At 40.8% G+C, this 25,489-nt stretch carries 26 protein-coding genes; 14 read left to right on the top strand and 12 right to left on the bottom strand.

All coding sequences use genetic code 11. The features are described from left to right. Nucleotides 1-31: 31 nt before the first annotated feature. The 3 genes from ACM0OW_RS04200 to dps all read right to left on the bottom strand — a co-directional run bounded on the left by ACM0OW_RS04200 (nt 32) and on the right by dps (nt 2,861). Entirely contained in the window at nt 32-913 is an 882-nt protein-coding gene (locus ACM0OW_RS04200; protein ID WP_414548774.1) for a hypothetical protein, read from the bottom strand. A 312-nt stretch (nt 914-1,225) separates the two neighbouring features. Then, the gene (locus ACM0OW_RS04195) at nt 1,226-1,942 is read right to left on the bottom strand and encodes a pirin family protein (RefSeq protein WP_414548773.1); all 717 of its coding nucleotides are present in this window, start codon (nt 1,940-1,942) and stop codon (nt 1,226-1,228) included. A 355-nt stretch (nt 1,943-2,297) separates the two neighbouring features. Further along, the gene (dps, locus tag ACM0OW_RS04190; RefSeq protein ID WP_414548841.1) at nt 2,298-2,861 is read right to left on the bottom strand and encodes a DNA starvation/stationary phase protection protein Dps; all 564 of its coding nucleotides are present in this window, start codon (nt 2,859-2,861) and stop codon (nt 2,298-2,300) included. A gap of 311 nt (nt 2,862-3,172) precedes the next feature. Between dps and ACM0OW_RS04185 the strand changes: the two genes are divergently transcribed. Both ACM0OW_RS04185 and ACM0OW_RS04180 read left to right on the top strand, forming a co-directional pair. Then, nucleotides 3,173-3,589, top strand: a complete 417-nt coding sequence (locus ACM0OW_RS04185) for a thiol-disulfide oxidoreductase DCC family protein (RefSeq protein WP_414548772.1) — start codon at nt 3,173-3,175, stop codon at nt 3,587-3,589. Nucleotides 3,590-3,711: 122 nt separating this feature from the next. Then, entirely contained in the window at nt 3,712-4,740 is a 1,029-nt protein-coding gene (locus tag ACM0OW_RS04180; RefSeq protein ID WP_414548771.1) for a leucine-rich repeat domain-containing protein, read from the top strand. 58 nt (nt 4,741-4,798) lie between these two features. Here the strand turns inward: ACM0OW_RS04180 and ACM0OW_RS04175 are convergent, their stop codons facing one another. After that, nucleotides 4,799-5,227 (bottom strand): hypothetical protein, encoded by a 429-nt coding sequence (locus ACM0OW_RS04175; protein WP_414548770.1) that lies wholly within the window; start codon nt 5,225-5,227, stop codon nt 4,799-4,801. A gap of 325 nt (nt 5,228-5,552) precedes the next feature. On the opposite strand from ACM0OW_RS04175, the gene psbQ reads away from it, so the two are divergent. The 12 genes from psbQ to ACM0OW_RS04115 all read left to right on the top strand — a co-directional run bounded on the left by psbQ (nt 5,553) and on the right by ACM0OW_RS04115 (nt 16,944). Next, nucleotides 5,553-6,020, top strand: coding sequence for a photosystem II protein PsbQ (gene psbQ, locus ACM0OW_RS04170; RefSeq protein WP_414548769.1), 468 nt, complete (start codon nt 5,553-5,555; stop codon nt 6,018-6,020). Between the two features lie 135 nt (nt 6,021-6,155). Then, nucleotides 6,156-7,418: a TPM domain-containing protein gene (locus ACM0OW_RS04165; protein WP_414548768.1), complete on the top strand. Its 1,263-nt coding sequence runs from the start codon at nt 6,156-6,158 to the stop codon at nt 7,416-7,418. Between the two features lie 82 nt (nt 7,419-7,500). Further along, nucleotides 7,501-8,703, top strand: a complete 1,203-nt coding sequence (locus tag ACM0OW_RS04160; protein WP_414548767.1) for a TPM domain-containing protein — start codon at nt 7,501-7,503, stop codon at nt 8,701-8,703. 5 nt (nt 8,704-8,708) lie between these two features. Beyond that, nucleotides 8,709-9,482, top strand: a complete 774-nt coding sequence (locus ACM0OW_RS04155) for a LemA family protein (protein ID WP_414548766.1) — start codon at nt 8,709-8,711, stop codon at nt 9,480-9,482. 108 nt (nt 9,483-9,590) lie between these two features. Beyond that, nucleotides 9,591-10,706: an NAD(P)/FAD-dependent oxidoreductase gene (locus ACM0OW_RS04150; RefSeq protein WP_414548765.1), complete on the top strand. Its 1,116-nt coding sequence runs from the start codon at nt 9,591-9,593 to the stop codon at nt 10,704-10,706. Between the two features lie 41 nt (nt 10,707-10,747). Continuing rightward, the gene (locus tag ACM0OW_RS04145; protein WP_414548764.1) at nt 10,748-11,596 is read left to right on the top strand and encodes an alpha/beta fold hydrolase; all 849 of its coding nucleotides are present in this window, start codon (nt 10,748-10,750) and stop codon (nt 11,594-11,596) included. A 226-nt stretch (nt 11,597-11,822) separates the two neighbouring features. Next, the gene (gene hemJ / locus ACM0OW_RS04140; protein ID WP_414548763.1) at nt 11,823-12,413 is read left to right on the top strand and encodes a protoporphyrinogen oxidase HemJ; all 591 of its coding nucleotides are present in this window, start codon (nt 11,823-11,825) and stop codon (nt 12,411-12,413) included. A gap of 173 nt (nt 12,414-12,586) precedes the next feature. After that, nucleotides 12,587-13,510 carry a LysR family transcriptional regulator gene (locus ACM0OW_RS04135; RefSeq protein ID WP_414548762.1) on the top strand — a complete coding sequence of 308 codons (924 nt, stop codon included), beginning with the start codon at nt 12,587-12,589 and terminating at the stop codon, nt 13,508-13,510. Nucleotides 13,511-13,552: 42 nt separating this feature from the next. Beyond that, nucleotides 13,553-14,623 (top strand): anthranilate phosphoribosyltransferase family protein, encoded by a 1,071-nt coding sequence (locus ACM0OW_RS04130; RefSeq protein WP_414548761.1) that lies wholly within the window; start codon nt 13,553-13,555, stop codon nt 14,621-14,623. 32 nt (nt 14,624-14,655) lie between these two features. Continuing rightward, the gene (locus tag ACM0OW_RS04125) at nt 14,656-15,531 is read left to right on the top strand and encodes a helix-turn-helix transcriptional regulator (RefSeq protein WP_414548760.1); all 876 of its coding nucleotides are present in this window, start codon (nt 14,656-14,658) and stop codon (nt 15,529-15,531) included. A 93-nt stretch (nt 15,532-15,624) separates the two neighbouring features. Beyond that, nucleotides 15,625-16,224, top strand: coding sequence for a GNAT family N-acetyltransferase (locus ACM0OW_RS04120; protein ID WP_414548759.1), 600 nt, complete (start codon nt 15,625-15,627; stop codon nt 16,222-16,224). A gap of 6 nt (nt 16,225-16,230) precedes the next feature. After that, nucleotides 16,231-16,944 (top strand): SDR family oxidoreductase, encoded by a 714-nt coding sequence (locus ACM0OW_RS04115; protein ID WP_414548758.1) that lies wholly within the window; start codon nt 16,231-16,233, stop codon nt 16,942-16,944. Nucleotides 16,945-16,985: 41 nt separating this feature from the next. Here ACM0OW_RS04115 and ACM0OW_RS04110 read toward each other — a convergent pair whose 3' ends face one another. From ACM0OW_RS04110 to ACM0OW_RS04075, 8 genes are all read right to left on the bottom strand, one after another. Then, nucleotides 16,986-17,885: an MBL fold metallo-hydrolase gene (locus ACM0OW_RS04110; RefSeq protein WP_414548757.1), complete on the bottom strand. Its 900-nt coding sequence runs from the start codon at nt 17,883-17,885 to the stop codon at nt 16,986-16,988. A 12-nt stretch (nt 17,886-17,897) separates the two neighbouring features. Then, nucleotides 17,898-18,281, bottom strand: a complete 384-nt coding sequence (panD, locus tag ACM0OW_RS04105) for an aspartate 1-decarboxylase (protein ID WP_414548756.1) — start codon at nt 18,279-18,281, stop codon at nt 17,898-17,900. A gap of 141 nt (nt 18,282-18,422) precedes the next feature. Then, on the bottom strand, nt 18,423-18,935 hold the full coding sequence (locus ACM0OW_RS04100) for an inorganic diphosphatase (RefSeq protein ID WP_414548755.1): 513 nt from the start codon (nt 18,933-18,935) through the stop codon (nt 18,423-18,425). Between the two features lie 1,462 nt (nt 18,936-20,397). Further along, nucleotides 20,398-20,880, bottom strand: coding sequence for a hypothetical protein (locus ACM0OW_RS04095; protein ID WP_414548754.1), 483 nt, complete (start codon nt 20,878-20,880; stop codon nt 20,398-20,400). After that, entirely contained in the window at nt 20,877-21,986 is a 1,110-nt protein-coding gene (locus ACM0OW_RS04090) for an AAA family ATPase (protein ID WP_414548753.1), read from the bottom strand. The genes ACM0OW_RS04095 and ACM0OW_RS04090 overlap by 4 nt, the downstream gene beginning before the upstream one ends. A 471-nt stretch (nt 21,987-22,457) precedes the next feature. After that, nucleotides 22,458-22,583 carry a hypothetical protein gene (locus tag ACM0OW_RS04085; protein WP_414548752.1) on the bottom strand — a complete coding sequence of 42 codons (126 nt, stop codon included), beginning with the start codon at nt 22,581-22,583 and terminating at the stop codon, nt 22,458-22,460. A 62-nt stretch (nt 22,584-22,645) separates the two neighbouring features. After that, entirely contained in the window at nt 22,646-23,617 is a 972-nt protein-coding gene (locus ACM0OW_RS04080; RefSeq protein ID WP_414548751.1) for a DUF362 domain-containing protein, read from the bottom strand. 369 nt (nt 23,618-23,986) lie between these two features. Continuing rightward, nucleotides 23,987-25,396: an aspartate ammonia-lyase gene (locus ACM0OW_RS04075; RefSeq protein ID WP_414548750.1), complete on the bottom strand. Its 1,410-nt coding sequence runs from the start codon at nt 25,394-25,396 to the stop codon at nt 23,987-23,989. Between the last annotated feature and the right edge of the window lie 93 nt (nt 25,397-25,489).

Raw genomic sequence — 25,489 nt, 5'->3', positions numbered from 1 at the left:
ACGATTTTCAAGCCCTTGTAAAGCCGATTCTCTACCAGTTACTAAAAAGCTTGGTTAAATAATCTTTTGCCCAAGTGTCTAAGTTAACAGAATCCACCTCTTCTTGCAATTTCCCATTACTATCCAACAAATGGGCTTGTAAAAATACATAAATTTCAGGAAATGTAAATTCTTCATCTATTACTTTCCATCGGTCACGTAAAATTGGATCACTAGGATTTGGTGAAATGTATTCTTTTAAATATGATTCAATATCGGCATATTTCTGATTAGCTCTGATTTCTTTGCCTGCCGTCATCTTCATATTTAAAGCTTGACTTACATTCTCTGGCTCAACTGAGAAAAGTGATTCCACATTCTGGTAAGTCTCCCAGGCAACCCACCCGGTTATGATGGGTGTAATATTCTTGTCAATTCCAGCTTGTTGTAAATAATTAGATAACTGATGATTTAAAGCTTGACATAATGTAGATTCTGAGAAATTTTTTAATGCTTCATCAGCCAAATTTTCATCTAATTCAAATTCTCCTAATTGGTCAATTTGCTGCTTGGCTCCTTGCTCTGATTTTTCTGCATCTATTTTTTGTTTTAACCAGCCATTCCTTTGAACTAAAGCATCAAAGCTTTGGATATAAGCCAGAGGATAAGCAACTGCTACCCATTGTTCTACTTTAACTTTCTGGTTGATTTTTTCGTGTAGCAGGTCTAATCCTTTGCGAGTAAGACCTACAAAAGACAATGCGGCTGCTGCTACAGGTGCTGATGGAACACTTGCCAGTATACCCAGTACGATCGCCAATTCCAAGCCAGCTTTAGTAACTTCTGCTCCCGACTCTACTGTTTCGCCATGCTTTCCTAATTTTTGCCAGAGTCCAGGAATTACACTTTGCCAAGTCTGCTGAATTTTTACCATTATTTAAATCCCGGCGCTCAGAATTTTGCTACCGATGAAGGTTTATGCTTGATACATCTTCAGTATGCAGTTTTCCGCCTTGTAGCGCAATATTCCTCCTGTAGCGAGTAAATAACGCATTGCACCAGAATTTAAATAGACATCTCCCATAACTCATATCTATCTTGTACCTGGCGACTGGAAGTCACGGCTACACAGGCAAAACCCGCCTACGCGGGTTAAAAACTTTGATTTTCTAGTAGTCCGCGTAGGCGGACTTCGTTTGTATAGCCGCGATTTCAATCGCTAGGGTTAGATGCTTAGTAATCCCGATTAACCCAAATCAAAAAGTAGAAATTCTGTGCTAATGTCGGTACTGATTTGCAGTTTTTCTTCCCCACCAATTTGCACCCCATCACCGGCTCTGAGTTCCTCACCATTCAAAGTTGCGACACCTTGAGCTATTTGTAACCAAGCATAACGATCAGGTTTAACGTGATAATTCACAACATCACCAGCCTCTAAAATAGACGCATACAAATCAACATCTTGGTGAATTGTTACCGCACCATTCCGCCCATCTTTAGCCGCAATTAAGCGTAGTTGACCGCGCTTTTCTTCTAAAGGAAATGATTTTTGTTCATACCTGGGTGTTATTCCTTGCTTGTCTGGTAAAATCCAAATTTGCAGCAAGTGCAGTGGTTCAGTTTGTGAAGGATTAAATTCACTGTGAGCGATTCCAGTTCCTGCACTCATTATTTGTGCGTCACCAGGGCGAATTATAGAACCAGTCCCCAAGCTGTCTTTATGCTCAACTGCTCCTGATAGAACATAGGTGAGAATTTCCATATCGCGGTGACTGTGGCGCGGAAATCCAGCACCAGGGGCGATGCGGTCATCGTTGATTACTCGCAGGGTGCGAAATCCCATGCGATCGCGATCGTAAAAACTACCAAAGGAAAATGTATGATGACTATCGAGCCAGCCAAACTGAGCATGACCACGAGCGTTTCTATCATGAATTAAATAGTTAATTGTGTTTTGAGACATAATTGCACCTCGCTTTAGAAAGTTGAGTATTTTATTACTGTGCTGATTTAAATAAATTAATTATTTACTTGTTTATATAATAAAATACATACCTCCCAAATGAAAAGTACGGTAGTTACCAAAAAGAAACTACTTACAGCACATTTCATCTGAGTAGGTACAGGGCGGGCATCTTTGCCCTCCCCCACAACATTTATAGTATTAAATATGTGTACTTCATTTACTTGCAAAGTGCTGTAGTTATCCGGAATAGCCAAAAACCCCAGTTTCTGCTATGAACTGGAGTTTTGAAATTTGGGGATTTACACGTCTCAAGACAATTCGCAAATTTGAGCCTTGATTCTACAAAGAATATTTATCTGAATACAGCTGTCTTTTGAGTATTACCAGCTTTACCATTTTCGCCCTTGACTTCTGCTACTTGTAGATGAGCATCTAAGAACCAGAGGCGTTTGTCAATGGTGCGGGAAATTTCGGTGTAGAGGTCGGCGGTGTCAGCATCGCCCAAGCTATCGGTTTTCGCGATCGCATCTCTGATATGTTTGCCATAGGCTGCAAAACGATCCGCCAAAGCTGCTACGTGATCTTTACCTTCTAAAATATCGAAGGGATATTCTGGCAATATGGAATTACTAGCCGCAGCGCGCGCTGTCCCTAAAGCATAACCACCCAAAGCGGTGACACGTTCAGCCACCATATCAACATACTGTTCTAATTCCCCTGCCAGTTCATCAAATAATTCGTGCAGCTGAAAGAAGTCATTACCCTTAACATTCCAGTGTGCTTGCTTCGCTTGGGTTTTTAAATCCGCAGTAGCTGCTAAGGTTTGATTGAGAATTACCACGATTTGCTCTCGCACTTCTGAGGGAATATCAATGCGGGTAGGGTACAGACGTGATGTAAGTGTGTTGTTATTAATCAAAATTCTACTTCAATTGGAGCGACACAAACAGTCTACAGATAGTAGATAACTTTTTGGAACTCTCTCTAGGCAGATGGCATTAATGCCTGAATCGATTATTCTGTTTATTTATAGTCTTTAGATTAGCTAAAGATTTTCAATTAAATAGCTCAAATACAATAGCTCTTGATGGCAGTTAAGTTCTTACTCATCAAGGGTTACACAGATTATTCGATTATCCAAAAACCATAGCATAAAGTCTGTTAAATTTGACTATTTTTGTCAGGATATTGTAAATTTTAAACTATACCTAAAGAAATATTATTTTGATGAATTACTACGTTATCTATGATGGAAATTGCAATCTCTGCGTCACCCTAGTGCAGTTGCTGGAAAATTTAGACCAAGGAAAGCTGTTTCGTTACGCCCCTATGCAAGATGAAGAAACACTGCAACAGTGGGGAGTTACGCCCCAAGATTGCGAACAAGGGATGATTTTAATTGATGCTAATGCACCCGAACGACGTTGGCAAGGTAGTGATGCGGCTGAGGAGATTGGGCGGTTATTGCCGATGGGAAGTGTATTTGTGGAAGCTTATCGGGCGTTACCGGGGATGAAATGGGTAGGCGATCGCTTCTATGAACAAATCCGCGATAACCGCTATACTCTTTTTGGCAAGCGTGGGAGTACTTATCAATCAGGTTATTGTGCCGATGGTAGCTGTAAACCAGAACATGATCAATAATTATAGCTTTTGAAATCACTCAGAAATCAATTTTCTCACTTCCAGGTTTTCCCGCTCTAGATGATTTCGGGTTTTCTCCTTTGCAAGTTACTTTCTCCAAATCCAAAATATCCCAGGAAGTCATGAAAATAAAATTGACCGTAATCATCGGTTTGATGATTGGTTTGGTCTTGCCATCATACACAAATACTGTTGATGCTAGTTCAGTCACTAGCAAAAGCTTCAGGAATTGGTGTGAGCAAAAACCAATATTACCTCCAGACACTAGACAGACAGTTGAGATTCTGTTAACAGAAGCTAAAACCCAAGACTGTGAGAAAGCAGATAGAATACTTAGCAAAGTGACGCATATCTCGCTGGATTTTCATAAAATAAACGATATTGAGCCGTTATCAGCCCTGACTAATTTGACTTATCTGAAGCTGAATGGTAACAAAATTAGATATACCCGGTCGTTATCAACCCTGACTAATTTGACTTATCTGAGACTAGACTCCAATGAAATCAGAGATACCCGGTCGTTATCAACCTTGACTAATTTGAATTATCTGAGGCTAGACTCCAATCAAATTAGAGATATCCAACCATTATCAACCCTGACTAATTTGAGGACTCTCTGGCTGAGTGCTAATCATATCCGAGATATCCAGCCATTATCAACCCTGACTAATTTGAGGACTCTCTGGGTGAATAAGAATCAAATTAGTAATATTCAACCGTTATCAACTCTCAGCAATTTGACTGACCTCAGCCTCGGCTCCAATGAAATCAGAGATATCCAACCGTTATCAACTCTGACTAATTTGACTCATCTCACGCTGGACTCTAATCAAATTAGTAATATTCAACCGTTATCAACTCTCAGCAATTTGACTTATCTGTGGCTCGAATCTAATCAAATTAGTAATATTCAACCGTTATCAACTCTCAGCAATTTGACTTATCTCTGGCTCGGCTTCAATCAAATCAGCAATATCCAGCCCTTATCGATGCTGATGAACTTGACGACACTATTACTCTACTCAAATCAAATCAGCAATATCCAGCCCTTATCAGCCCTGACTAATTTGACACATCTAGATATTAAAAATAACCCGATCACACGTCAGATTTGTCCTGTTAAACCAGAGTCGATATGTGTGTTTAATTAAGATTTATTGGTTGTAATTACTTATTTTATCGTCTGTGGGCGATCGCCTCATTCCCAAATTAATCACTACCTTTATTAAACACCTCTAAAATGTGGCGACAAATTTCCTTGAGTTTGTCCGCGACTTGTGGCGAAGGTTCAGCCATGCCCACAAAACTCCAATTTTCTACTGTAGACAGTCGCCACGCTTCACCGCGATGATCAAACCCCGCCACCTCTAAACCAATAGCCCGTCGTGAGTCATTTATAGGATCTTGGTAAAAGCGGATTTGAATCAAAACACTACGACTGCGCCAAGACTTGCTGATTCCGGGAAAATGAAAGCCGATATCTATAGAATCTGGATCTAACAAATCTCTGGTTTCTGGGTCATCCTTCCAGGGTTTGAGATCCGATTTAGCATCAGGAAATTTTAATTTAAATAAATTTACTACAGTAGCAATCTTGCTGGCCAGTTCAAGATTTGTTGCTTGTTCAGATGCGTTCACAAAAAAACACTCCTATATTTTGCCCATCTAGAGGGGATGTGACGACAGAAAACCGCCAGAAGGCTGATTATATTGGTGTTTTAGCTTATCAACACCGTTGGGATTTCGCAAATATAAAATTAGGCTTTCCTCACAATTTAGCTATTTTGAGTAATTATACTGAATTTTTCCCAAAACACCCAGGAACTAGGCTGTTCCACAATAATATCTGCCTTGATTACCAAAATTTTCAGGAAAATCCCTTGGCAAGTAGAACTATCGATTACCGCAACGATCTAAAATTACACTGTAAATGGGCATACACACAAAAAAATAAGTTCAGTTTATGGCGCGTCACCGCTCGATTTTTTCTCTGATTTTAGTATTATTGGCAACATTCCTCATTAGTTGTGGTGGACCGAGTGCTACAATTGCACCTCCAACTTATACCGCAACTCAACTGGAGAGAATTCAGGAATACGTTCCCAAAATTCAGGCTGTGCGCGATCGCGCAGACGAACTAAAAACCTTGATCAACAAAAAGGATTGGATTGATGTAGGTAATTTTATACATGGACCAATGACCGAAGCTAGGTCAAGCATGACTTATATTATTCCCAATCTCCTTCCTTCTGTCCAACCCGTAGCACGGCAAAAAACGCGAGATTTACTTAACGACCTAGTTAAGATTGATCAAGCGACCGTACAGAGTGATAGCCAACTTGCTTTGAGTAGCTACCAAAAAGTTATGGAAGACATTGATAAATTTTTACAACTGCTTCCTGATACAAGCAGTCAGCCAGAAGTAAGTTAGGTACTAGCTAAAATGGGTAGAGGGAAAGTTTTTTCCGGTTTTCTCTCTGCCCCTATTTCCTTAACTGCCTATGAAATTGATACACTGATTGGAATTAGATATATTCCAGACGTTTGCCTGCTAGAGGCAAAATTAATGAAATTTAATTTTCTTAAACCCAGACGCATTTTCTGGCTGAGTATCAGGATATTTTTTGCAGTTTTACTTCTTTTTCCTCTGTCTGGCTTGGCTTTAAAGGTTCAAGAAGTTCCTACTCCCCGGCAAGAATCTGGTGATTGGGTAACTGATATGGCGGGTATCCTCAGCAATGAGACAGAAGCCCAAATTAATCTGATGATTTCTGATTTAGAGGCTAAAAATGGCACAGAAATGGCTGTAGTCACAGTACCTACAACTTCCCCAGCAGTTTCTCCCAAAGCATTTGCCACGGAATTATTCAATCATTGGGGAATTGGCAAGAAAGGACAAGATAATGGTGTATTGTTTCTAATTTCAGTAGGCGATCGCCGAGTCGAAATTGAAACTGGTTACGCTCTTGAAGCAATTTTACCTGATGCCAGAGTCGGCAACATTATCAATAGTCAAATTATCCCAGAATTTAAAAAAGGTGATTTTGCAGGTGGAACACTGGCGGGGACCAAAGCGCTGGTATTGGTTTTAGAATCTGATCCAGATCAGGTCGCCACTTTATTCACCACAGAAGTTACGCCTAATAACTCCAGACGGGGAGTATTCGCTGGAATAATTGGGGGTGGGATATTCACACTATTCGTAGGGTCTATTTTTTTGCAGATACGCCAGCAGAGACTCCCTCCGGAAATTTTTCTAAAAAAAGAAGGATCTGAGCCTAAAAAACCAGTAAATTACAGAATATTTCGGAGAAATTACAAATTCTTATGTGCTGATTGTGAACAGCCAATGAGAAAAGTAGACACAAGCAGAATTGAATCACATCTCAGTAAAGAGCAAAAAGTAGCACAAAATATAGGTAGTGTCAAATTTGAGGGCTGGGAATGTCTTCATTGTCAGCAAGTACCAACTGGTAAGGGATTTAATTTAATTGGTTTTGACCCTAATTCATCTCGATTTCCAAAATGCTACAATTGTCAAGAATTCACTATTATTCGCACTGAAAAAACTATTAAAAAACCCACGCAGCGTCATTCGGGAATCCAACAGATTATCGAGAAATGCCATTGTTGTGATTATTACCAAGAAAGTGAGATAACAATTTCCCCTTTACCTCCCCCACGCAGTCGTGGTAGTAGCAGTAGTAGTTATACTGGTGGTGATTACAGTAGCGGCAATAGTTATAGCGGTGGTGATTGCAGTAGCGGCGGCGGTAGTGATTATGGCGGTGGAAGTAGCGGCGGCGGTGGTGCTGGTGATAGTTGGTAAATGCTATTTTCCGTAATTCCTCCTTTATGAATTGATTCATTAATTAAGAGTCAATTCCGACTGATGTCAGATGGGGGAAAATATGAAATTCAATTTTCTCAAACCAAAACGGATTTTTCTGTTAGGTATATTCTCAGCATCCATAGTTCTTTCTCCATTGTCTAGCCTCGCCTTAAAGGTGGAAGAAGTGCCAAATCCTCGACAAGTATCGGGTGGTTGGGTAACTGATATGGCAGATATCCTCAGCGATGAGACAGAAGCCCAAATTAATCAGCTAATTTCTGATTTAGAGGCTAAAAATGGCACGGAAATGGCGGTAGTTACAGTACCAACGACTTCGCCAGCACCTTCACCCAAGAATTTTGCCACGGAATTATTCAATCATTGGGGAATTGGTAAAGAAGGACAAGATAATGGTGTATTGTTTTTAATTTCAGTAGGCGATCGCCGAGTCGAAATTGAGACTGGTTACGGTATCGAAGCCATTTTACCTGATGCCAAAGTCGGCAACATTATCAACAGTCAAATTATCCCCGAATTTAAAAAAGGTGATTTTGCAGGTGGGACACTGGCGGGAACCAAAGCGCTGGTATTGGTTTTAGGCTCTGATCCGGCTCAATCTGCTACTCTATTTACAACAGAAGTTACTGCCGATGGATGGAACTGGGGAGTATTCGCTCAAACAGTCGGGAATTTAATATTGGTAACAGGAAGTGTTATTTTTCTGATTATCTCCCCTCTGCTCATCCCTAAGAAAATGTTCATGGTACGAGAAGAGGATATACGTCAAAAACAGCGCCCCTACACTTTTTTGTGTGGTGATTGCCAACGGCCCATGAAAAAAGTAGACGCAACCATAATTGAGCCATATCTAAACAAACCGCAAAAAACAGCACAAAATATCCGTAGTGTCAAATTTCAAGGGTGGAAATGTGTCCATTGTAGCCCAATACCAAATGGTAAGGGATTTAATTTAATTGCTCTTGAGAGTAATTCATCTCGATTTCAACAATGCCCCCATTGTAAAGAATTGACTATAATTCGCACTGAGAAAATTACTAAAAAACCCACGCGCCTTGATTCGGGAATCAAACAGGTTATCGATAAATGCCATTGTTGTACTTATCACCACGCAATGGAGAAAAAAATTCCCCCTTTACCTCCCCCATCTAGCGGTGGTTATAGCGGCGGTGGTTATAGTGGCGGTGGTTATAGTGGCGGTGGCGGTGGCGGTGGTTATAGTGGTGGTAGTAGCGGTGGCGGCGGTGCTGGTGGTAGTTGGTAAATGTTATGAACAATCCACAAGAAAGAATTCCTGAAGAAATTGCCCCAGAGGTATTGGAATTAGCTTCGCGTTATTATACCAATCACACTCAAAGTTACTCTGCGGCTGAATTAGTAGCAGCTGGAACAGAAGTTGATATTCCCGCAGAATTTATTCAGCAAGCAATCCAAGATGTACAGCTAAGACAGCAGCAACAACAAGCTACACAACAAAAGTTAGCACATCTTCGCCAAAGGCTACTAATTATTGGTGCAGGTATAGTAGCCGCCTTGACTGTCTGGACTGGTTGGACTTACAACTCAATCCAAAGCAGTAGTAGCAGAGTGGAAGCAGCTTGGGCGCAAGTTGAAAACCAACTCCAGCGACGTGCCGATTTAATCCCCAATCTGGTAAATGTCACACAAGCTTTTGCCAAACAAGAACAAGAGTTAGTTGCTTTATTGGAGCGATCGCGTCAAGCTTATTTACAAGCCGCCACTCCTGAAGAAAAGGCAGAGGCGACGGCACAAGTTAATCAAGCAATTGAGCGTTTTAGTAATTATGCAATTGCTAATCCCCAGTTGCAATCTAGCCAATTGTTTACAAATCTTCAGTATGAGCTAACGGGGACTGAAAATCGTCTGGCTGTGGAACGGATGCGCTACAACCAAGCAGTACAAGCTTATAATCAAAAAATGCAAAGTTTTCCTAACTCCCTGGTAGCTAATTTTTTTGGCTTTGAAAAGCAGGAATTTTTCCCAGTCACAAACACTGAGACTCCCCAAATACCACGGCAATAACTCATCAACTTCTGGCAAAATGCAAATTGGGAACAAAGAAACCACAGCTAAACACCGATAATATCTGTGTATTTGTGGTTTAATCTCAAAAACATTCTCCAAAAAACAATGAGTCACGTAGTTATCATCGGGTGTGGTGTAGTTGGGGCTGCGATCGCCTATGAACTTAGCCTAGTTAAAAACTTAAAAATCACAGTTATCGACCGTCAACCACCCGCCAAAGCTTCCACAGGTGCAGCCTTGGGCGTTTTGATGGGTGTAATTAGTCATAAAGTTAAGGGTCAAGCTTGGCAACGGCGACAAACTAGCATTCAACGCTACGAAACTTTAATTCCCGAATTAGAAGCCATTACAGGGCGTAAAATCCCTTTCAATCGCCAAGGTATTCTCAGTCTTGTCTGGGAAGAAGAGAATTTAACAGGATGGGAAAACCTGGCCGCAGTTCGACATTCTCAAGGCTGGAAATTGGAACTTTGGGATACAGCCAAACTCAAAAATTTTTGTCCTCAAGTTGATCACACCAAAATTATAGGCGCGGTTTATTCTCCCCAAGACCGTCAACTAGATCCTACTGCTTTGACTTTAGCTTTAGTTGAGGCTGCCCAACACAATGGGGTAACTTTTACATTTGGTGTAACTGTTTTGGGGATGGATAACCCAACCCCAGAAATTGAAAAACTTAGTAAATGCAGTTCTGTGGAGACGACAGAGGGAAAAATTGCCGCCGATTGGATTGTACTGTCTGCGGGGCTGGGTTCTACACCTCTGACGGCAAAGTTAAAGCAGATGCTAGATATCCGCCCGGTTTTGGGGCAAGCATTACACATACATTTAGATCAACCATTAGGTAATTCTGACTTTCAGCCGGTGATTACTGGTAATGATGTGCATATTGTCCCTATCGGGGGCAATGATTACTGGGTAGGTGCAACAGTGGAGTTTCCTCGTAACGCCGATGAAATCCTACCTAATCAAGAAATGCTAACAGAAGTTTGGCAACAAGCGATCGCCTTTTGCCCAGATTTAGCCCCAGCCGAAATTATCCGCACTTGGTCGGGTTTACGTCCCCGTCCTGAAGGTCGTCCCGCCCCAGTCATTGATCAACTCCCAGGATTTAGCAATATTCTCTTAGCTACTGGACACTACCGCAATGGTGTTTTACTAGCACCAGCAACAGCGGACGCAATTCGTGAGATGATTACTTTTAGTCATTATAAAAAATAGCTTTTAGTATTTGGGCTTTGGCGTTGTATTAGGAAAAGAGCGTGTCTTTAACAGAACATAAAATTACAGTAGATTCTCTAGAATGGTTTTATCGCGAGTGTGAACCCATTGGCAGAACTGACTTGCTACCTGTATTATTTCTACACGGTTTAGTATCACAAAGTTATAGCTGGCGGCACGTTATGCCCGCTTTAGGGAGTCAGGGAAACAGAGCGATCGCACCAGATTGGATTGGTTATGGCTTTTCTTCCCAGCCGGAAAAATGGGATTTTAATTACACACCTGATAAATTTATTACTGCCTTAGAAGGATTTGTCAAAGCCTTAGAACTAGAAAGATTTTCTTTAGTTGTGCAAGGATTTCTAGGTTCTGTGGGCTTACAATATGCTTTGCGCCATCCTGAGCAAATTGCTAACATAGCCATCTTGAATGCACCGATTTCCACAACTGCCAAATTGCCTTGGAAAATTAAACAACTGGGTTTACCATTGGCTGGTGAAATGATGACTCAAGACCCCCTCTTAGTTGATCGGACTCTAGAAGGTGGGAGTCGTTACCGCATTGAAGATCAAGATTTAGATATTTATCGCAAACCATTTTTAAAAGCTTCCACTGCGGGGCGGAGTCTTCTGGCCACTGTGCGGAATTTGCAACTAGACCAAGCCATGTCAGAAATAGAATCGGGATTTAAAGAATGGCAACAGCCAATTCTGATTCAGTGGGGGATGATTGACCCTTGGCTACCTATAGAGGTAGCACAAAAGTTTGCTGATTCTGTACCGAATGCCGAATTAATAAAAATTAATAATGTGGGGCATTATCCTCAAGAACACTACCACAAAACGATTCTAGAAGACCTTTTGCCTTTTGTCAGACGTATAAATACTTAATAATCAGATAATAAATCTGGAGAAAATCGATATTATAAACAAGATCCCATACATAAATACAGAGAAGCAGCAATAAATTATTTGTTTTTCTCTAAATTTAAGTATGGTTAAGCTTAGTGAATAATACTTTTGCTGCGGATTTATAATATTACCTAAGACTGCATTTGTAAACTTTTTTATTAAAGCTAAAAAGGGTTCAAAACCACACTGACGGAGATTTTAGTTCATGGCTTATTCCTGGTTTAAAGCATTTCATCTAATTGGGATTGTAGTTTGGTTTGCGGGGTTATTTTACCTAGTACGTCTATTTATTTATCATGTAGAAGCGAACCAAGAACCAGAACCAGCAAAAACGATACTGAAAAATCAGTATCAAATTATGGAAAAGCGCCTTTACCATATCATCACTACTCCAGGAATGTTGCTGACGGTAGCAATGGCTATAGGTTTATTAACCACTGAACCGGAAGTTTTAAAACAAGGTTGGTTGCATATTAAACTGCTATTTGTTGCCCTTTTACTCGGCTATCATCATTACTGTAAGCGTCTGATGAGGCAGTTAGCCGCAGATGAATGTCGCTGGAGTGGTCAACAGTTGCGGGCTTTAAATGAAGCACCTACAGTCATGTTACTGGTGATTGTCTTACTGGCTGTGTTTAAGAATAATTTACCAACAGATATTACAGTTTGGGGCATTTTTGGTTTAGTCATTTTGATGGCGGTGACAATTCAGCTTTACGCCAAAAAACGCCGACGCGATAAAGAAAAGCTGATGAATGAAGGACTAATAGGACAAGTTCCTCAAGAACAAAGTTAGTTCAGCAAGGCTAGAAAAGGTAAGAGAAAGAATGTAGAGATATTTGATGAAATGTCTCTACATTTGTTTTAACAGCATCTTCCCAGAAAAAATTATGTAACATACTTTACTAAATTGCAGGTAAAAAACCGTTAACTTAGTCAAGTCAATAAATGTAATTCAGGCTACATAAAATGCGGCTAGAGCAGTTGCAAGCCTTTCTGGCGATCGCCCAAACCGGCAGCTTCCAACAAGCAGCCCGAAAATGTGGTGTGACTCAATCGACTATCAGTCGGCAAATTCAGTCACTAGAAGCTGATTTGGGCGTAGAACTATTTCACCGTACCAGCTATGCCAAGCTAACTATCGGCGGTGAATGTTTGCTACCTCGTGTCCGCAAAATATGCCAAGAGTGGGAAACTGCTACACAAGAATTAACAGATTTAATGGACGGTAAGCAACCAGAACTTTGTATTGCGGCGATTCATTCGCTGTGTGCTTCTTACCTACCTCCAGTGTTACAGCAATTTTGTCATGATTATCCCGAAGTCCAATTGCGAGTCACATCATTAGGTAGCGATCGCGCTTTAAAAGTCCTCAAAGATGGATTAGTAGATTTAGCAATTGTGATGAATAATCGCTTCTTAACCACTGGTAGAGACATGGTTGTAGAAGCCTTATATGAAGAATCAATAGAAGTGCTGACAGCCGCCCATCATCCCCTAGCCCAATATGAAAGTATTCCTTGGTCAGAGTTAGTCCGGTATCCCCAAGTAGTTTTCAAAGACGGTTATGGGATGCAACGCTTAGTACAAGATAAATTTGAACGCTTGGAAGCTAAACTGCAAGCAGCGTTAGAAGTAAATACTCTAGATGCTTTCCGAGGAGTCGTGCGCCAAGGCGAACTAGTGGCTTTGTTGCCTTATTCAGCCCTGATGGAAGCACGGAAAGATCCTACACTAGCAGTGCGTCCCTTAGCTGATAATTCTGGTTTCGCACGTCAGGTAGTGATGGTAACAACTCAAGACCGTCTGCAAATCCCGCCGATCCAGAACTTTTGGCAACTTGTGTTGGAACATATCCCACCGCAATTTCAGCAGCAGCGATCCGCTTCCTAAAGTTATGATTAGTCAAAACTTGACCTTTGACTAATGGCTGGTATGAGTAAAGTATTTAGGGAACTACTAAAAAAAGTAGGTAGCGGAAACCACACAAACGAGAATTTAACTCGTGCGGAAGCAGCCACAGCTACTAAAATGATGCTGCAAGGTGTTGCCAAACCAGCGCAAATTGGCGCATTTTTAATCGCCCACCGTATCAGGCGACCCACGGGGGAAGAGTTAGCAGGGATGCTAGACGCTTATGAAGAATTGGGTCCAAAACTGCAACCAGTCGCTGCTGCACGCCCGGCGATGGTTTTGGGAATACCTTATGATGGCAGAACCCGCACCGCACCCATTAGCCCAGTTACCGCATTACTACTCGCCGCCGCCGGACAACCAGTAGTGATGCACGGAGGCGATCGCTTACCCACAAAATATGGTTTACCTTTAGTAGAAATATGGCAAGGGTTGGGTGTTGATTGGACTGCTTTACCACTAGCACAAACCCAGCAGGTATTTGCACAAACAAACATCGGCTTCGTTTATACACCTGTGCATTTTCCCTTAACTAACGCTATGTGGGAATATCGCGACCAACTCGGTAAGCGTCCTCCTTTAGCGACAATGGAATTAATTTGGTGTCCATACTCTGGGGACGCTCATATTGTGGCTGGTTTTGTCCATCCGCCTACAGAAGCCATGTTTCGCGTAGCCTTGGAATTGCGACAAGTCCACAAATACACCTTAGTTAAGGGATTAGAAGGTAGTTGCGATTTACCGCGCGATCGCACTGCAATTATCGCTTTGTCTCAAATGCCCCAAGAAATTGAAAGATTGCTGCTCTCACCCCATGATTATGGTATTACTAGCAAGAATGTACCTCTAGGAAGTACCGAGGAACTGTTAAATCAAATCCAAAAAGTTTTAGCTGGTGAACCAGGGGAACTAATGCAAACAGCCTTATGGAATGGTGGTTTCTATCTCTGGCGCAGTGGTATTTGTTTCGATATGCAATCAGGATTAACCAAAGCAGCCGAATTACTCAATAATGGGGCTGTAGCTGCCAAACTCCAAGAACTGAGACAGGCAGTCAATTCTGCTGCCCAAACAGTTGGTAATCGAGTATAAAATTATATAGACTTCTAGCAAAAGTAAATATTTTGGACATTCAACCTGTCAACCACCCCGATATCCGGGAAATTTATGGACTGAGTGCCACCTACTTACAGCACAACTTTTTAGCACCTGGTATCCAGTTTGCCCACTTACAACACCCCCCCAGAGAAGAATCAGGCAGAACCGAAGATCATCTAATTTTCATTCATACAGATGTTCCCCCAGCAACCTATCACGAGATGGTTACAGATGGTATTTTTTCCGCAGGGGAACTGAAAACTGGCGATACAATTATTATTCCGGCTGGCGTAGACTGTACAGCCAACTGGGATCAAGAGCATTATTATTTACTCCTAGCAGTGGAACCGCAAGTTTTCCAGCAACAGTTAGGCGAATTTGATCACCGGGATGAAATCGACTTACATCCCCAATTCTTTGTTCCTGATTCTCTGCTGTATCATCTGGGAGTTACGTTGCAGCGAGAAGTAGAAAATCCCGGTTTCAATGGACAGTTATATCTGGATTCTCTTTTAACTACCATCTCCCTACACATAGCCCGCCACTACTGTACTCACAAAACACGCAAAATTCAAAAGGTAGGTTTGCCAAACTCCACCCTCAAGCGAGTATTGGACTACATTGGTACTCACCTTGAGTGTAATTTGACCTTAGCAGAACTGGCCGCGATCGCTCAATTCAGCCCCAATTATTTTGCCATACAGTTTAAGCAATCCACCGGACTTGCGCCACATCAGTATGTCTTGTACCAACGGATCAAAAAGGCAAAAACGCTATTGGTCAATGGATATGAGATTGCCGAGGTTGCTAATCAGGTTGGGTTTGCCCATCAAAGTCATTTCACCCGCCACTTCAAAAGATTGGTTGGGGTAACACCTAAACGATTTCTCGCCCAAAAGTAGATAAAAACGTGCTAAAAATCGGAAAAATAGGCAAGACAGTTTGAGTTATGGAATCGTTCAATAGATTTATGAATGATTCAGGAGTTAGCTAAAGTGTTGAATAAGACAGAAACCATAATTCCAACAACCGCAAGGGTTCTAGCTGAGGGATTTGTCAATGATCCCATGCTAGCTTTTCTGTTTCCTGACTTTCACACTCGTGTGGAAGCCTTAACAAATTGGTTTCAACTGTTTGTTAAAGACGGTTGCAACCGAGGAACTGTTACCTTAGCACCAGCAGATCAGGGAGCAATCATTTGGTATCCTGCTGATGTTTTGATTTTCGACCACAATTTTGACCAATTGTTGAGTGAAGTTGCGATTATTGTGGAAAAATTTGGCGGCTTAGAAGCAGTGAGTCGCTTTCAGCAATTGGGTGAAACCATAATCAGTACGGAACCCGGCCCGCCGCACTGTGAGGTATTTTGGTTAGCACTATTGCCACAATCCCGTGGGCAAGGTTTGGGGGGAAACCTTTTACAACCCGTACTTCAGTATGCCGATAGTCACCAAGTCGGATGTTATCTGGTTGCTTCCAATCCCCGCAGTATTAGTTTTTATGAAAAACACGGATTTCGACAACTCTCACCACTACCGATTGGAGATCAACTGCTCCTCACTGGTATGTGGCGAGACGCGCAAACTTCTCTTTGAAAATCTATGAATAAACGAAAAGTTGTGATTGTCACGGCTAGTAGTCGAGGCATTGGAGCCGGATGTGCGCATGAACTGGCGGCTAAAGGATATGTGGTATCACTGATGTCCCGCTCTTCACAAGTTATAAATTTAGCTACTGAACTTGATGGAATTGCTATGCAGGGGTCAATTACTAACCCAGAAGATTTGCAGCGATTGGTGGAAACAACCTTGACAAAGTTTCAACGTATTGATGCTGTTGTCAATAGTTTTGGCGATCCGCCTAGACCGGATCTGCTTTCTATCTCTGATGAAATGTGGATCGAAAATTTTGAAATGTTATTTCTCAGTGTTGTGCGGCTGGCGCGATTAGTTACAGAGCCAATGCAAAAACAGGGAGGGGGCGCAATTGTCAATATTTCTGCTTGTGATTCACAAGAACCAAGTCTAGGAACACCATTTAGTGGTACGTTGCGGGCAGCAATGGAGGGATTCACAAAATTATATGCCCAGCGTTATCGAAGCGATCGCATCCGCATGAACTCTATCGCCCCTTTTTTCGTCGCCGATTCCCTCAGTGAGTTAGAGGGGTGGAACGTACCTCCAGACTTGATGTGGAAAAGACCTGCAACTTATGCAGAACTGGCCAAAATTGTGGTTTTTCTACTTAGCGATGATGCCAAATTTATTACCGGAACAACGCTGAAAGTTGATGAAGCTCGTTCTCTGTGTATTTAAAACGCCTTGAGAACATCTTCAGTAAAAAAGTCACCTAAGTTTTACCCAACCGATAAGACTAAACCTTCAGAGGCTAGTAATGCTTTGGGAAAGACAGATTGAACTTCTAGTTGTACTTTGTCAAGAAAATCATCTTTATCATCAGGATGGTGTTGAGAGATGACTAACTGTTTCACACCTGCACTTTTTGCTAACTCTACAGCAGTTTTCCAGTGGATATCAGTGGCCTCATGGTTGTAAGCCGTTGGGGGATTGTAGGTAGCATTGGCAATTAGTAAATCAGCATCTTGAATAATTTGTAAAATGCGATCGCATTCGACTTGCTCAAGGTGTTTGTGTAAATCTGTAACGTAAGCAACGCTATATTCTTGGTGAGTGACGCGATAGCCCACAGACTTCTGACTTTGATGAATTAATGCTGTGGTAATGGTGACATCATCTAACTTTACCTCCTTCCCTGGAGTTAAATTATAGAATTGCAATTTAGATTGCATTGCCTGTAAAGGATACGGAAACAGAGGTTGGAGCATTTGGTCACACAGACATTGTTTAATGGAAGCTCCATTCGAGGCAGGTATACCATAAATATGGAAGCTATTTTCTGCCACAAATGCCGGGGCGAAAAAGGGAAAGCCTTGAATATGATTTGATTGGGAGTTAGTAAAAAATAAATGAGCTTCTAGTGGTTCATGTAGTTTTTGCCAAGTGCGTCCCAGTATGCGTAAACCTGTACCACCATCAAAAATCAGGTGCTTACCAGCTACATATATTTCAATACAAGCAGTGTTACCGCCATAACGATGAGTACTGCTACATGGAGTGGGAATTAAACCTCTCACACCCCAAAACTTTACCAAAAATTCACCCGTAGGACTACGTAGGGGAATTATTGGCTCTTCTGTGACGTAGCTTTGAGAACCCGACAGTTCAAAATTTGACATATTTCTTGACAGTTAGACCTTACTGAGCAGGTCATCGTAGTGCCGCACTTCCAGAAGTCGGTTTTTTTCGTCCACAATGACTACCGTAGGAGAGTAATTTTTTAACTCCTCTGGAGTGAACTGCCCGTAAGCCATTATAATCAAGCGATCGCCTGTAATGCCTAGACGTGCTGCTGCCCCATTTAATTCAATTATGCCAGAATTTTCTAGGGCAGGTATCGCATAAGTAATAAAACGTTGACCATTAGCATTATTCACTACTTGAACTTGTTCGTAGGGTAAAATGCCAGCTTTGTCTAATAAAACTTGATCGATGCTGATACTACCCACATAGTTAATGTTTGCCCCCGTGAGGGTACAGTTGTGAATTTTTGCTAAAAGAAGAGTGCGCTGCATTTTTTTTAAAGTTTTGTAGCATTTTTTGCAAATCGCAACCAGCAAAAGCTGTTTGTGTCTTTACAAGGACAGTTAGAGTTAGAAGTTAGGAGTTTAAGATAAAAACTCATAACTCACAACTTATAACTCATAACTTTTCTATTATGCTTTAGCAGCCTGGACGAATTTATCTACTAAGGCTGCAACTTTGTCAACATCTTGCCAGCCGAGGATTTGTGTAACTTTTTTCTCCAAATTTTTATAGCTGCGGAAAAATTCAGCAATTTCCTCTAGGCGGTGGGGTGCAATGTCTTTGAGTGATCTTACGTCAGCGTAGCGTGGATCTTTGTCAGGAACACAAAGAATTTTTTCATCGCGATCGCCACCGTCAATCATTTCTAGCATCCCAATCGGTCGGGCTGGAATCACACAGCCTGGAAAGGTTGGTTCATCCATAATCACCATTCCATCCAGAGGATCGCCATCATCAGCTAAAGTGTTAGGTACAAAGCCGTAGTCATAGGGATATCGTACCGAAGAATAAAGCACTCTGTCCAGCGCGAAGGCTTCCAAATCCTTGTCAAATTCATATTTATTTTTACTCCCGCCGGGGATTTCAATTAAAACATTGAGTATACCGGGTTTTGGTTGGGCAGGAATACGGGATAAGTCCACAAAAAAATCCTCTGATAACAGTAAATTAAGGTAGCACTGAGTTTGGCTCCCTCTGTAAAATTTTAAAGCCAAGATGGACTTCTTCCCAAGATATTCATCTGAATCACTGTTCAACATCGCAAGTATACATGAAGTAAAAAGCGTTGTCAGGACTGCCCGCAACGCTTTCTACTCAGATATTTATGACTGGTGAGAAACAAAAAAACTTCAACTACACATATCTAAATCAGTCAGAAGACAATACAGATTCAGATCATGCCGGGTTAACTACATATCCAAAATATCAGATCACAAGGTGTTTTCTCCTTCTGCGAGCGAACTTGCTGTGAAATGCTACTTGCACCTGTTGTTTAATTTCCACTTCTTGGCAGTGTATAGGTTCGGGGTTGGGGGTTATTTGAAACATCGGTCGAATAGTGGGCAATGACAAACACAGGTAGTGTTAGAGTCACTAGAGCGATCGCCGTTCCCACAATGTCTGCCAAACGATGGGAATATGTATCGGTAGGGCTGGCAGACTGGCTATTTGCGTCCATACAAATTTGAAATTCGTCACTTTTTTTGGAGGTGGACTCTCTAAAAGAGAGTATTGATGCTATTCTAACTATTTTTTCACTGTCAACTATATAGCAACCAAAAAGTTCAACCAGTTTGGCAATTGTCACAATAGCAAATTTATAACTGCCATTTTTGATACAAATTTCCCGAAAAATATAAGCATCTTGACTTAGCGAATAATCAGTTACACTCCTGCACTATAGTTTATGATTTACGGGTTAAGAATAGGTTAAGTATTAGCTAAACAAATCACATTTTCTATCTGAGCATCTATATAATTATTAACCTAAATTAGTTAACACTGTTACTATGAAAACAGCTATAAAGACCCTCATAGACTACCTTTAGGCAGTTATTGAAGTTAGAATATAGTAAAAAATACAGTGAATTGGTATAAATGTAAATTTATTTTTGAACAATGTAGCGACAGTAATAACTTAAGTATCGCCAATCAAATACTTCTATGTAAATACAACTATATTCAACATTAAGTATTACTGAAAAAGCACAATTATAACAGTCATATTTGATTATATTCAGTTAGGCGATCGCACTGAAAAAATCTTTCAGCATCATCAAAGCTAAATCTGAGTAATACGAAATCATTTTTGTCAATCTATATATAGGTAGATACTAAATCGAGCCTGTCATCCCATTCCTTAGTGAGACTAAGCTGAATTCCTTTCTTCTGTTCTTTGCGTCTTTGCGCCTACCCTGCGGGTTCCGCTTGCGGTATGCGTGAGATGTTAAAGTGTGGTTCATTTACCTGAAAATCGCTGTAAATTACAATAAACTCTTGTGTGGAGGGCAAAGATGCCCGCCCATACCAGTAATTCCATTACCGCAACTTATAAATCTCTCCCCTATCAACCAATATTGGTCTAACATATTATTATGTTTATTTTTAAAACAAAAAGGGTTTAACAGATACAATCATTCGTTCTAACTCAGTTTTATTATGTATGAGAAGCGGATGTCCCCATAATTCATTCTTGTTTTCAGAGCAGTCTGTCGCCAGAGATTCTCCAATAGTCTCAAAACTCTTTTGAATATCTCTCTTTAAACTCTCTGGGTTAGATTGTACTCCTAAAACAAACACTCTATTTTTGATATCTTCGGGAATATGGCTTTCTACATAAATTAGTCTATCTTCACACTCATCAAAGTCCAACAGTAACACCATCATACTTTGTGGATATTGTCGCATTTTACGGACATGATCATTCATAAACTTATCCACAACTTTTTTCCACCCATTAGCAATTGGTAGAATTTGAATAGCACGAGCATTCACGTTTAAATCTTGAATAAATCCGTTGGCAATCTGGCGATTAGCATCATCTTCAGGTAAGATAAAAAGGTGCGGTTTATTCTTGTTAATGCTCATAGTGAGATATCGCCACAAATTAAAGCATTGATCAAATCTCCTGGAATAGATATATCACTAAGCGGTCTAATTAAAGTAGGCTCTAAGTGACTTTTTCGATCAAGCACAAAGGTATTTTCATTAGAAAACTTGCGGATAGCTTCTGGGTTATGAGAAGTTGCTAAAATTTGTCCACTGTTCTTAAATGAGCGTCGCAGTGATGTAATGAAATGTCCAACCTCTGAGATAGAAAGATAGTTATCCGGTTCATCCCAAAAGCAAAAAAGTGGTCCATAGAACTTATTAGCTGCTAACACCACCGCGCAGAGAAAAAAGCATTTCTCCCCATCAGATAAGTCTTCAAAGTTCACACTGAGATTTGCATTGTTTTCTTCAAATCGAACAACCAAGCTTTTGAAATCTTTACCAATAAGTTCGTTGAGAAAATCTTGAAAATCTGGCATAATTTCTCTCAGATATTTATCAACTTCTCTGTAAGCAGCAGGATATCTACCAAGTAACCCAGAAAACCACTCGCCAATATTTGAAGCATCCCGTTTTGGTTCTAAAGTTTCGCCGTAGGAATCTCCAGTCATTAAGCTGGGAATTGGTGCTAAAATAATGATATGAGCCAGCCAAGTCTTGAAAGTGTGAAGCGGATCAGTTTCAGATTGCTCCTGAATCAGTGGAAGGGCTACCAAATGCCAATCGACTAAAAATTGAGCTTCCCGATTCTGGAAGGTAGAATAAAGATTAACCTGGGCTTCTTTTCGAGAGTAAAGTATATTGTTATCAACTAATAGTTGTTCTTCAAATACTCGCAGTTCTTTAAACTTTTCTGGTAACTCTAAAGCTAGGACATATTTATATAATTTATCTGCTAATAATACTTCTATTTCTAACCGAATAGGAACATCAGACCGTCCACGAGCACAATCTTTAGACTGCACAAGTTGTCCAACTCTATTGATACCTCTACCAATAGATTGAAGTACCTCTAATGCCGAGGAAATAGTTGATTTACCAGCACCATTTTTGCCAATTAAGAGAGCAGATGACATCTCTTTCATGGTAAGTTCAAAGTTTTCTAGACATCGATAGTTGTGTACATATAATCTTTGCAGCATAATAGAAATATTCCCCTCAGTGGGAAGTAAAGAAATTTTTCATAGGATATACCTATTATAAGTTCAGACAGCCGATTTATTAGAGAGAACTCCGTCTGTGTTTCGGATATTTATCATCACCACTGTTGCAAAGATTGATTTTCAGATAGAGAGAGTTCAAAAACTACCAAATATCTGGCTGTATATCTCGTAATTTACCCTTTTTTTACCTTCACTAATAGGTCTATAAATAAACCCACTCGTAGGAGAAATAACTTGATATTCTATTATACCTGCAAATTCTAGCCAATGAATTAATCTAATAGAATTACTTCTGATAGTATTTCTAGTTCTAGGTTTATTAAAATGACATACTTCAACTAACATTCCCTCAAATTTGCTTCTTTCCATACATTCACCTTTATTTTTTTTATTAAAAAACGTTTTAACAACAATGTGATCTATAGTTGGGTTTATGTATCGCTTGCAAGATTATACATGGTTTCTCAGGCGTAGGGTGGGTATAATGGCTACACTAGAGCGACCGCGTAACCCACCACCAATATTGACGGTTAAAGGTGGGTTACGTCGCAAACAAGTTATTTTGTTGAGTGTCATATTTACCCTATGCGACTAACCCACCCTACGATTGCTGGGGTTATTCAATAAAATTTATGACTCTAGCCTTTACCATAAGCACTCATCGGTTCCTTAAGAAACTTAATATAAAGGTGTTTAAATGTAGACTTAATCACACGAGGCATGGCAAAATCAATTGGCATTAACTTATCTGGTAATTGCCAATCTTCAATTTGGAGTAAATCAGGATGTAAATGGGGAAAATCTATCTCAGCTAATTCTGGACAAACTCCCAACCTTTGAGACGCTGCAACTGTGGGAACTTGTTCGGGTGGAACATTGAGAATTTCTAATACTGCCCTATCTAAAGCAAATACATCTGCTGCGGCTGCTAAAATACCTAAATCACGAGGTTCGCCACCACTAGGGCCATTACCTTCATGACCGATAATACCATCTAAAATAGTTAAATTGGGATTAATTGCTCTGGCAGTTTCTACTAACATTTCACCAAATCGGTTAGCATCTTTCCCTGCTTCCATGTGCCACCAAGCTTTCATTTTACCAGGAACGCAACCAAACAGATTTTTTACTCCCATCGTTAATGTCAACTGTGTATGTGATTTGACTTTGGGTAAGTTAATCACTACATTGGCTTCCATCGCTTCTTTGCATAGTCGCAGGTGATTAAAGTCTTCGTTGACAGTTTCGTAACGCTTACCGTGAAACTCAATGATAGGTATATGCAATGCTTCTAAAAGCGGGAGATAGCCATTGGCTTCTGCTACTCCTTTGGCGCTACCAAAGGCGGGACTATCGCCTAAAAATGGCTTACCACCAGCTTCTATGACCATCTGAGCTACTTCATAAACCAGTTCTCGCCGGGTTGTACATTCTTTGGTAGGGCGGGAACCTGTGAGGAGATTTGGTTTGAGTAATACTCTATTTCCTGGTTTGACAAAGGCAGACATCCCCCCAAAAGGTTCTAGCAGGGTGACTAATGATGCCCGTAAAGCCTCGCTTTCGTAGGAGGTAGCCCGAATCAGGCTGACTGATGGTTTTTGTGTCTGCATGGATAATATATTAGATTAATATATGTTTAATTATATGAAGAAATTAGCTTTGGTGTGTGAAAGTATGAATTAGTCTCACGCAAAGGCGCAAAGACGCAAAGTACAAGAGTTGAGGAGATGTAGTTATTTTAGTGTTTTTTAAATTATCTAACATCTTATTATATCGAACCGCCAAGCCGCCAAGTTCGCCAAGGGAAGAAGGCAGGAAGTTTTCACATGATTTAGGATTACTATAGGACTACTATTTGATTATTGAACAAACACGTATCTGAAGAGCATACCCCAAACCAATATTACTGGGTTAGTAAACTTTTGGCTGGGGTTTACCTCTCTAACTTTCGTAATTGGTATTTAATGATAAATTACGAATTATGCAAGAGGAACAATGGCGCTCATTTGTTCTAAGTTGAGGACGGTTGCTAATTCTGCTTCACTTATTAAGCCTCGTTCTAATACTATTTGTCTGAGAGATTTACCACTTTCTAAGGATTCTTTGGCTACAGCAGCAGCGTTTAAATATCCGATGTGGGTGTTTAGTGCGGTGACTAATGCTAAACTACCTTCGGCGTAAGCTAAACAACGTTCTTTATCGGCGGTAATTCCTTCAATACAGCGTTCGGTGAGGGCGGCGATGGTGTTACCGAGTATTTCAATGCTGTGAATCAAATTATAGCCAATTAGCGGCATCATCACGTTTAATTCTAATTGTCCGGCTTGGGCTGCTAAGGCGATCGCACTATCATATCCCATTACCTGAAAGCATACCATTGATGTCATCTCTGCCATGACTGGGTTATATTTACCCGGCATAATTGAGGAACCTGGCTGTACTGGGGGGAGTTGAATTTCTTTAAACCCAGTTTTGGGGCCTGAGTCCATTAACCGCAAATCATGGGAAATTTTGACTAAATCCTGTGCCAAGTTGCGTAAAGCGCCGGAAACGTTGACAAAAGGAGCCATACTCTGCATTGCAGCCATTAAATGGGGTGCTGGTTCTAAGGGCGATTCTAGAAATTGGGCAATAACTTCCACCACACGGGCGCGATACTGGGGATGTGTATTCATACCCGTACCAGCAGCGCTACCACCTAAACCCAAGGCCATTAAATCCCCAGAGGCTGTATAGATGCGGTTTTGGTGTTCTGATAATATCTGCGCCCAAGCCCGGAAATTCTCACCCAAACGCACAGGTACAGCATCTTGTAAGTGGGTTCTGCCAGATTTGACGATATGTTGAAATTCTACAGCTTTGTTTTCTAAAGATGCGATCGCCTTTTCTAAAGCTGGCTGTAAAGTATGAGTAAGTGCTAATAAGCCACCAACGCGGATGGCGGTAGGAATCACATCATTGGTAGACTGTCCGTAGTTTACATGGTCATTGGGGCTAACCCGTTTGTAATTACCCTTTTCATCGCCGAGAATTTCTAAAGCCCGATTTGCCAAAACCTCATTGACATTCATGTGGTGAGAAGTTCCCGCCCCTGCTTGATAGACATCAACCACAAACTGATCTCGTAAATTTCCCGCCAGTATTTCATTAGCGGCTTGGATAATTGCTTCACTGATATCCTGGGGAATACAACCTAACTCGCCGTTAACGGTGGCGGTAGCTTTTTTAATAATCAGACAGGCATCTACGTAAGTAGATAAAGGCTTAATGCCGCTAATTTGGAAGTTTTCTACTGCACGTAATGTTTGAATGCCGTAATAAGCGCTACTGGGAATTTGGCGATCGCCCATCGAATCGCGTTCAATCCGAAAATCTGTATTTTCAGTCATAGTCTTGTGTGGATAATCTCAAAATACAGATCATGCCATGCAAATACCCTAAAATCCTAATCTCAAGATTTTTATATAATCTTTCCCATATAC

This window comes from Anabaena sp. CCY 0017 (genome assembly GCF_963920885.1).
Taxonomy (GTDB): domain Bacteria; phylum Cyanobacteriota; class Cyanobacteriia; order Cyanobacteriales; family Nostocaceae; genus Nodularia.
The sequence above is the reverse complement of the archived record's forward strand: the minus strand, read 5'-3'. Positions and strand labels throughout refer to the sequence as shown.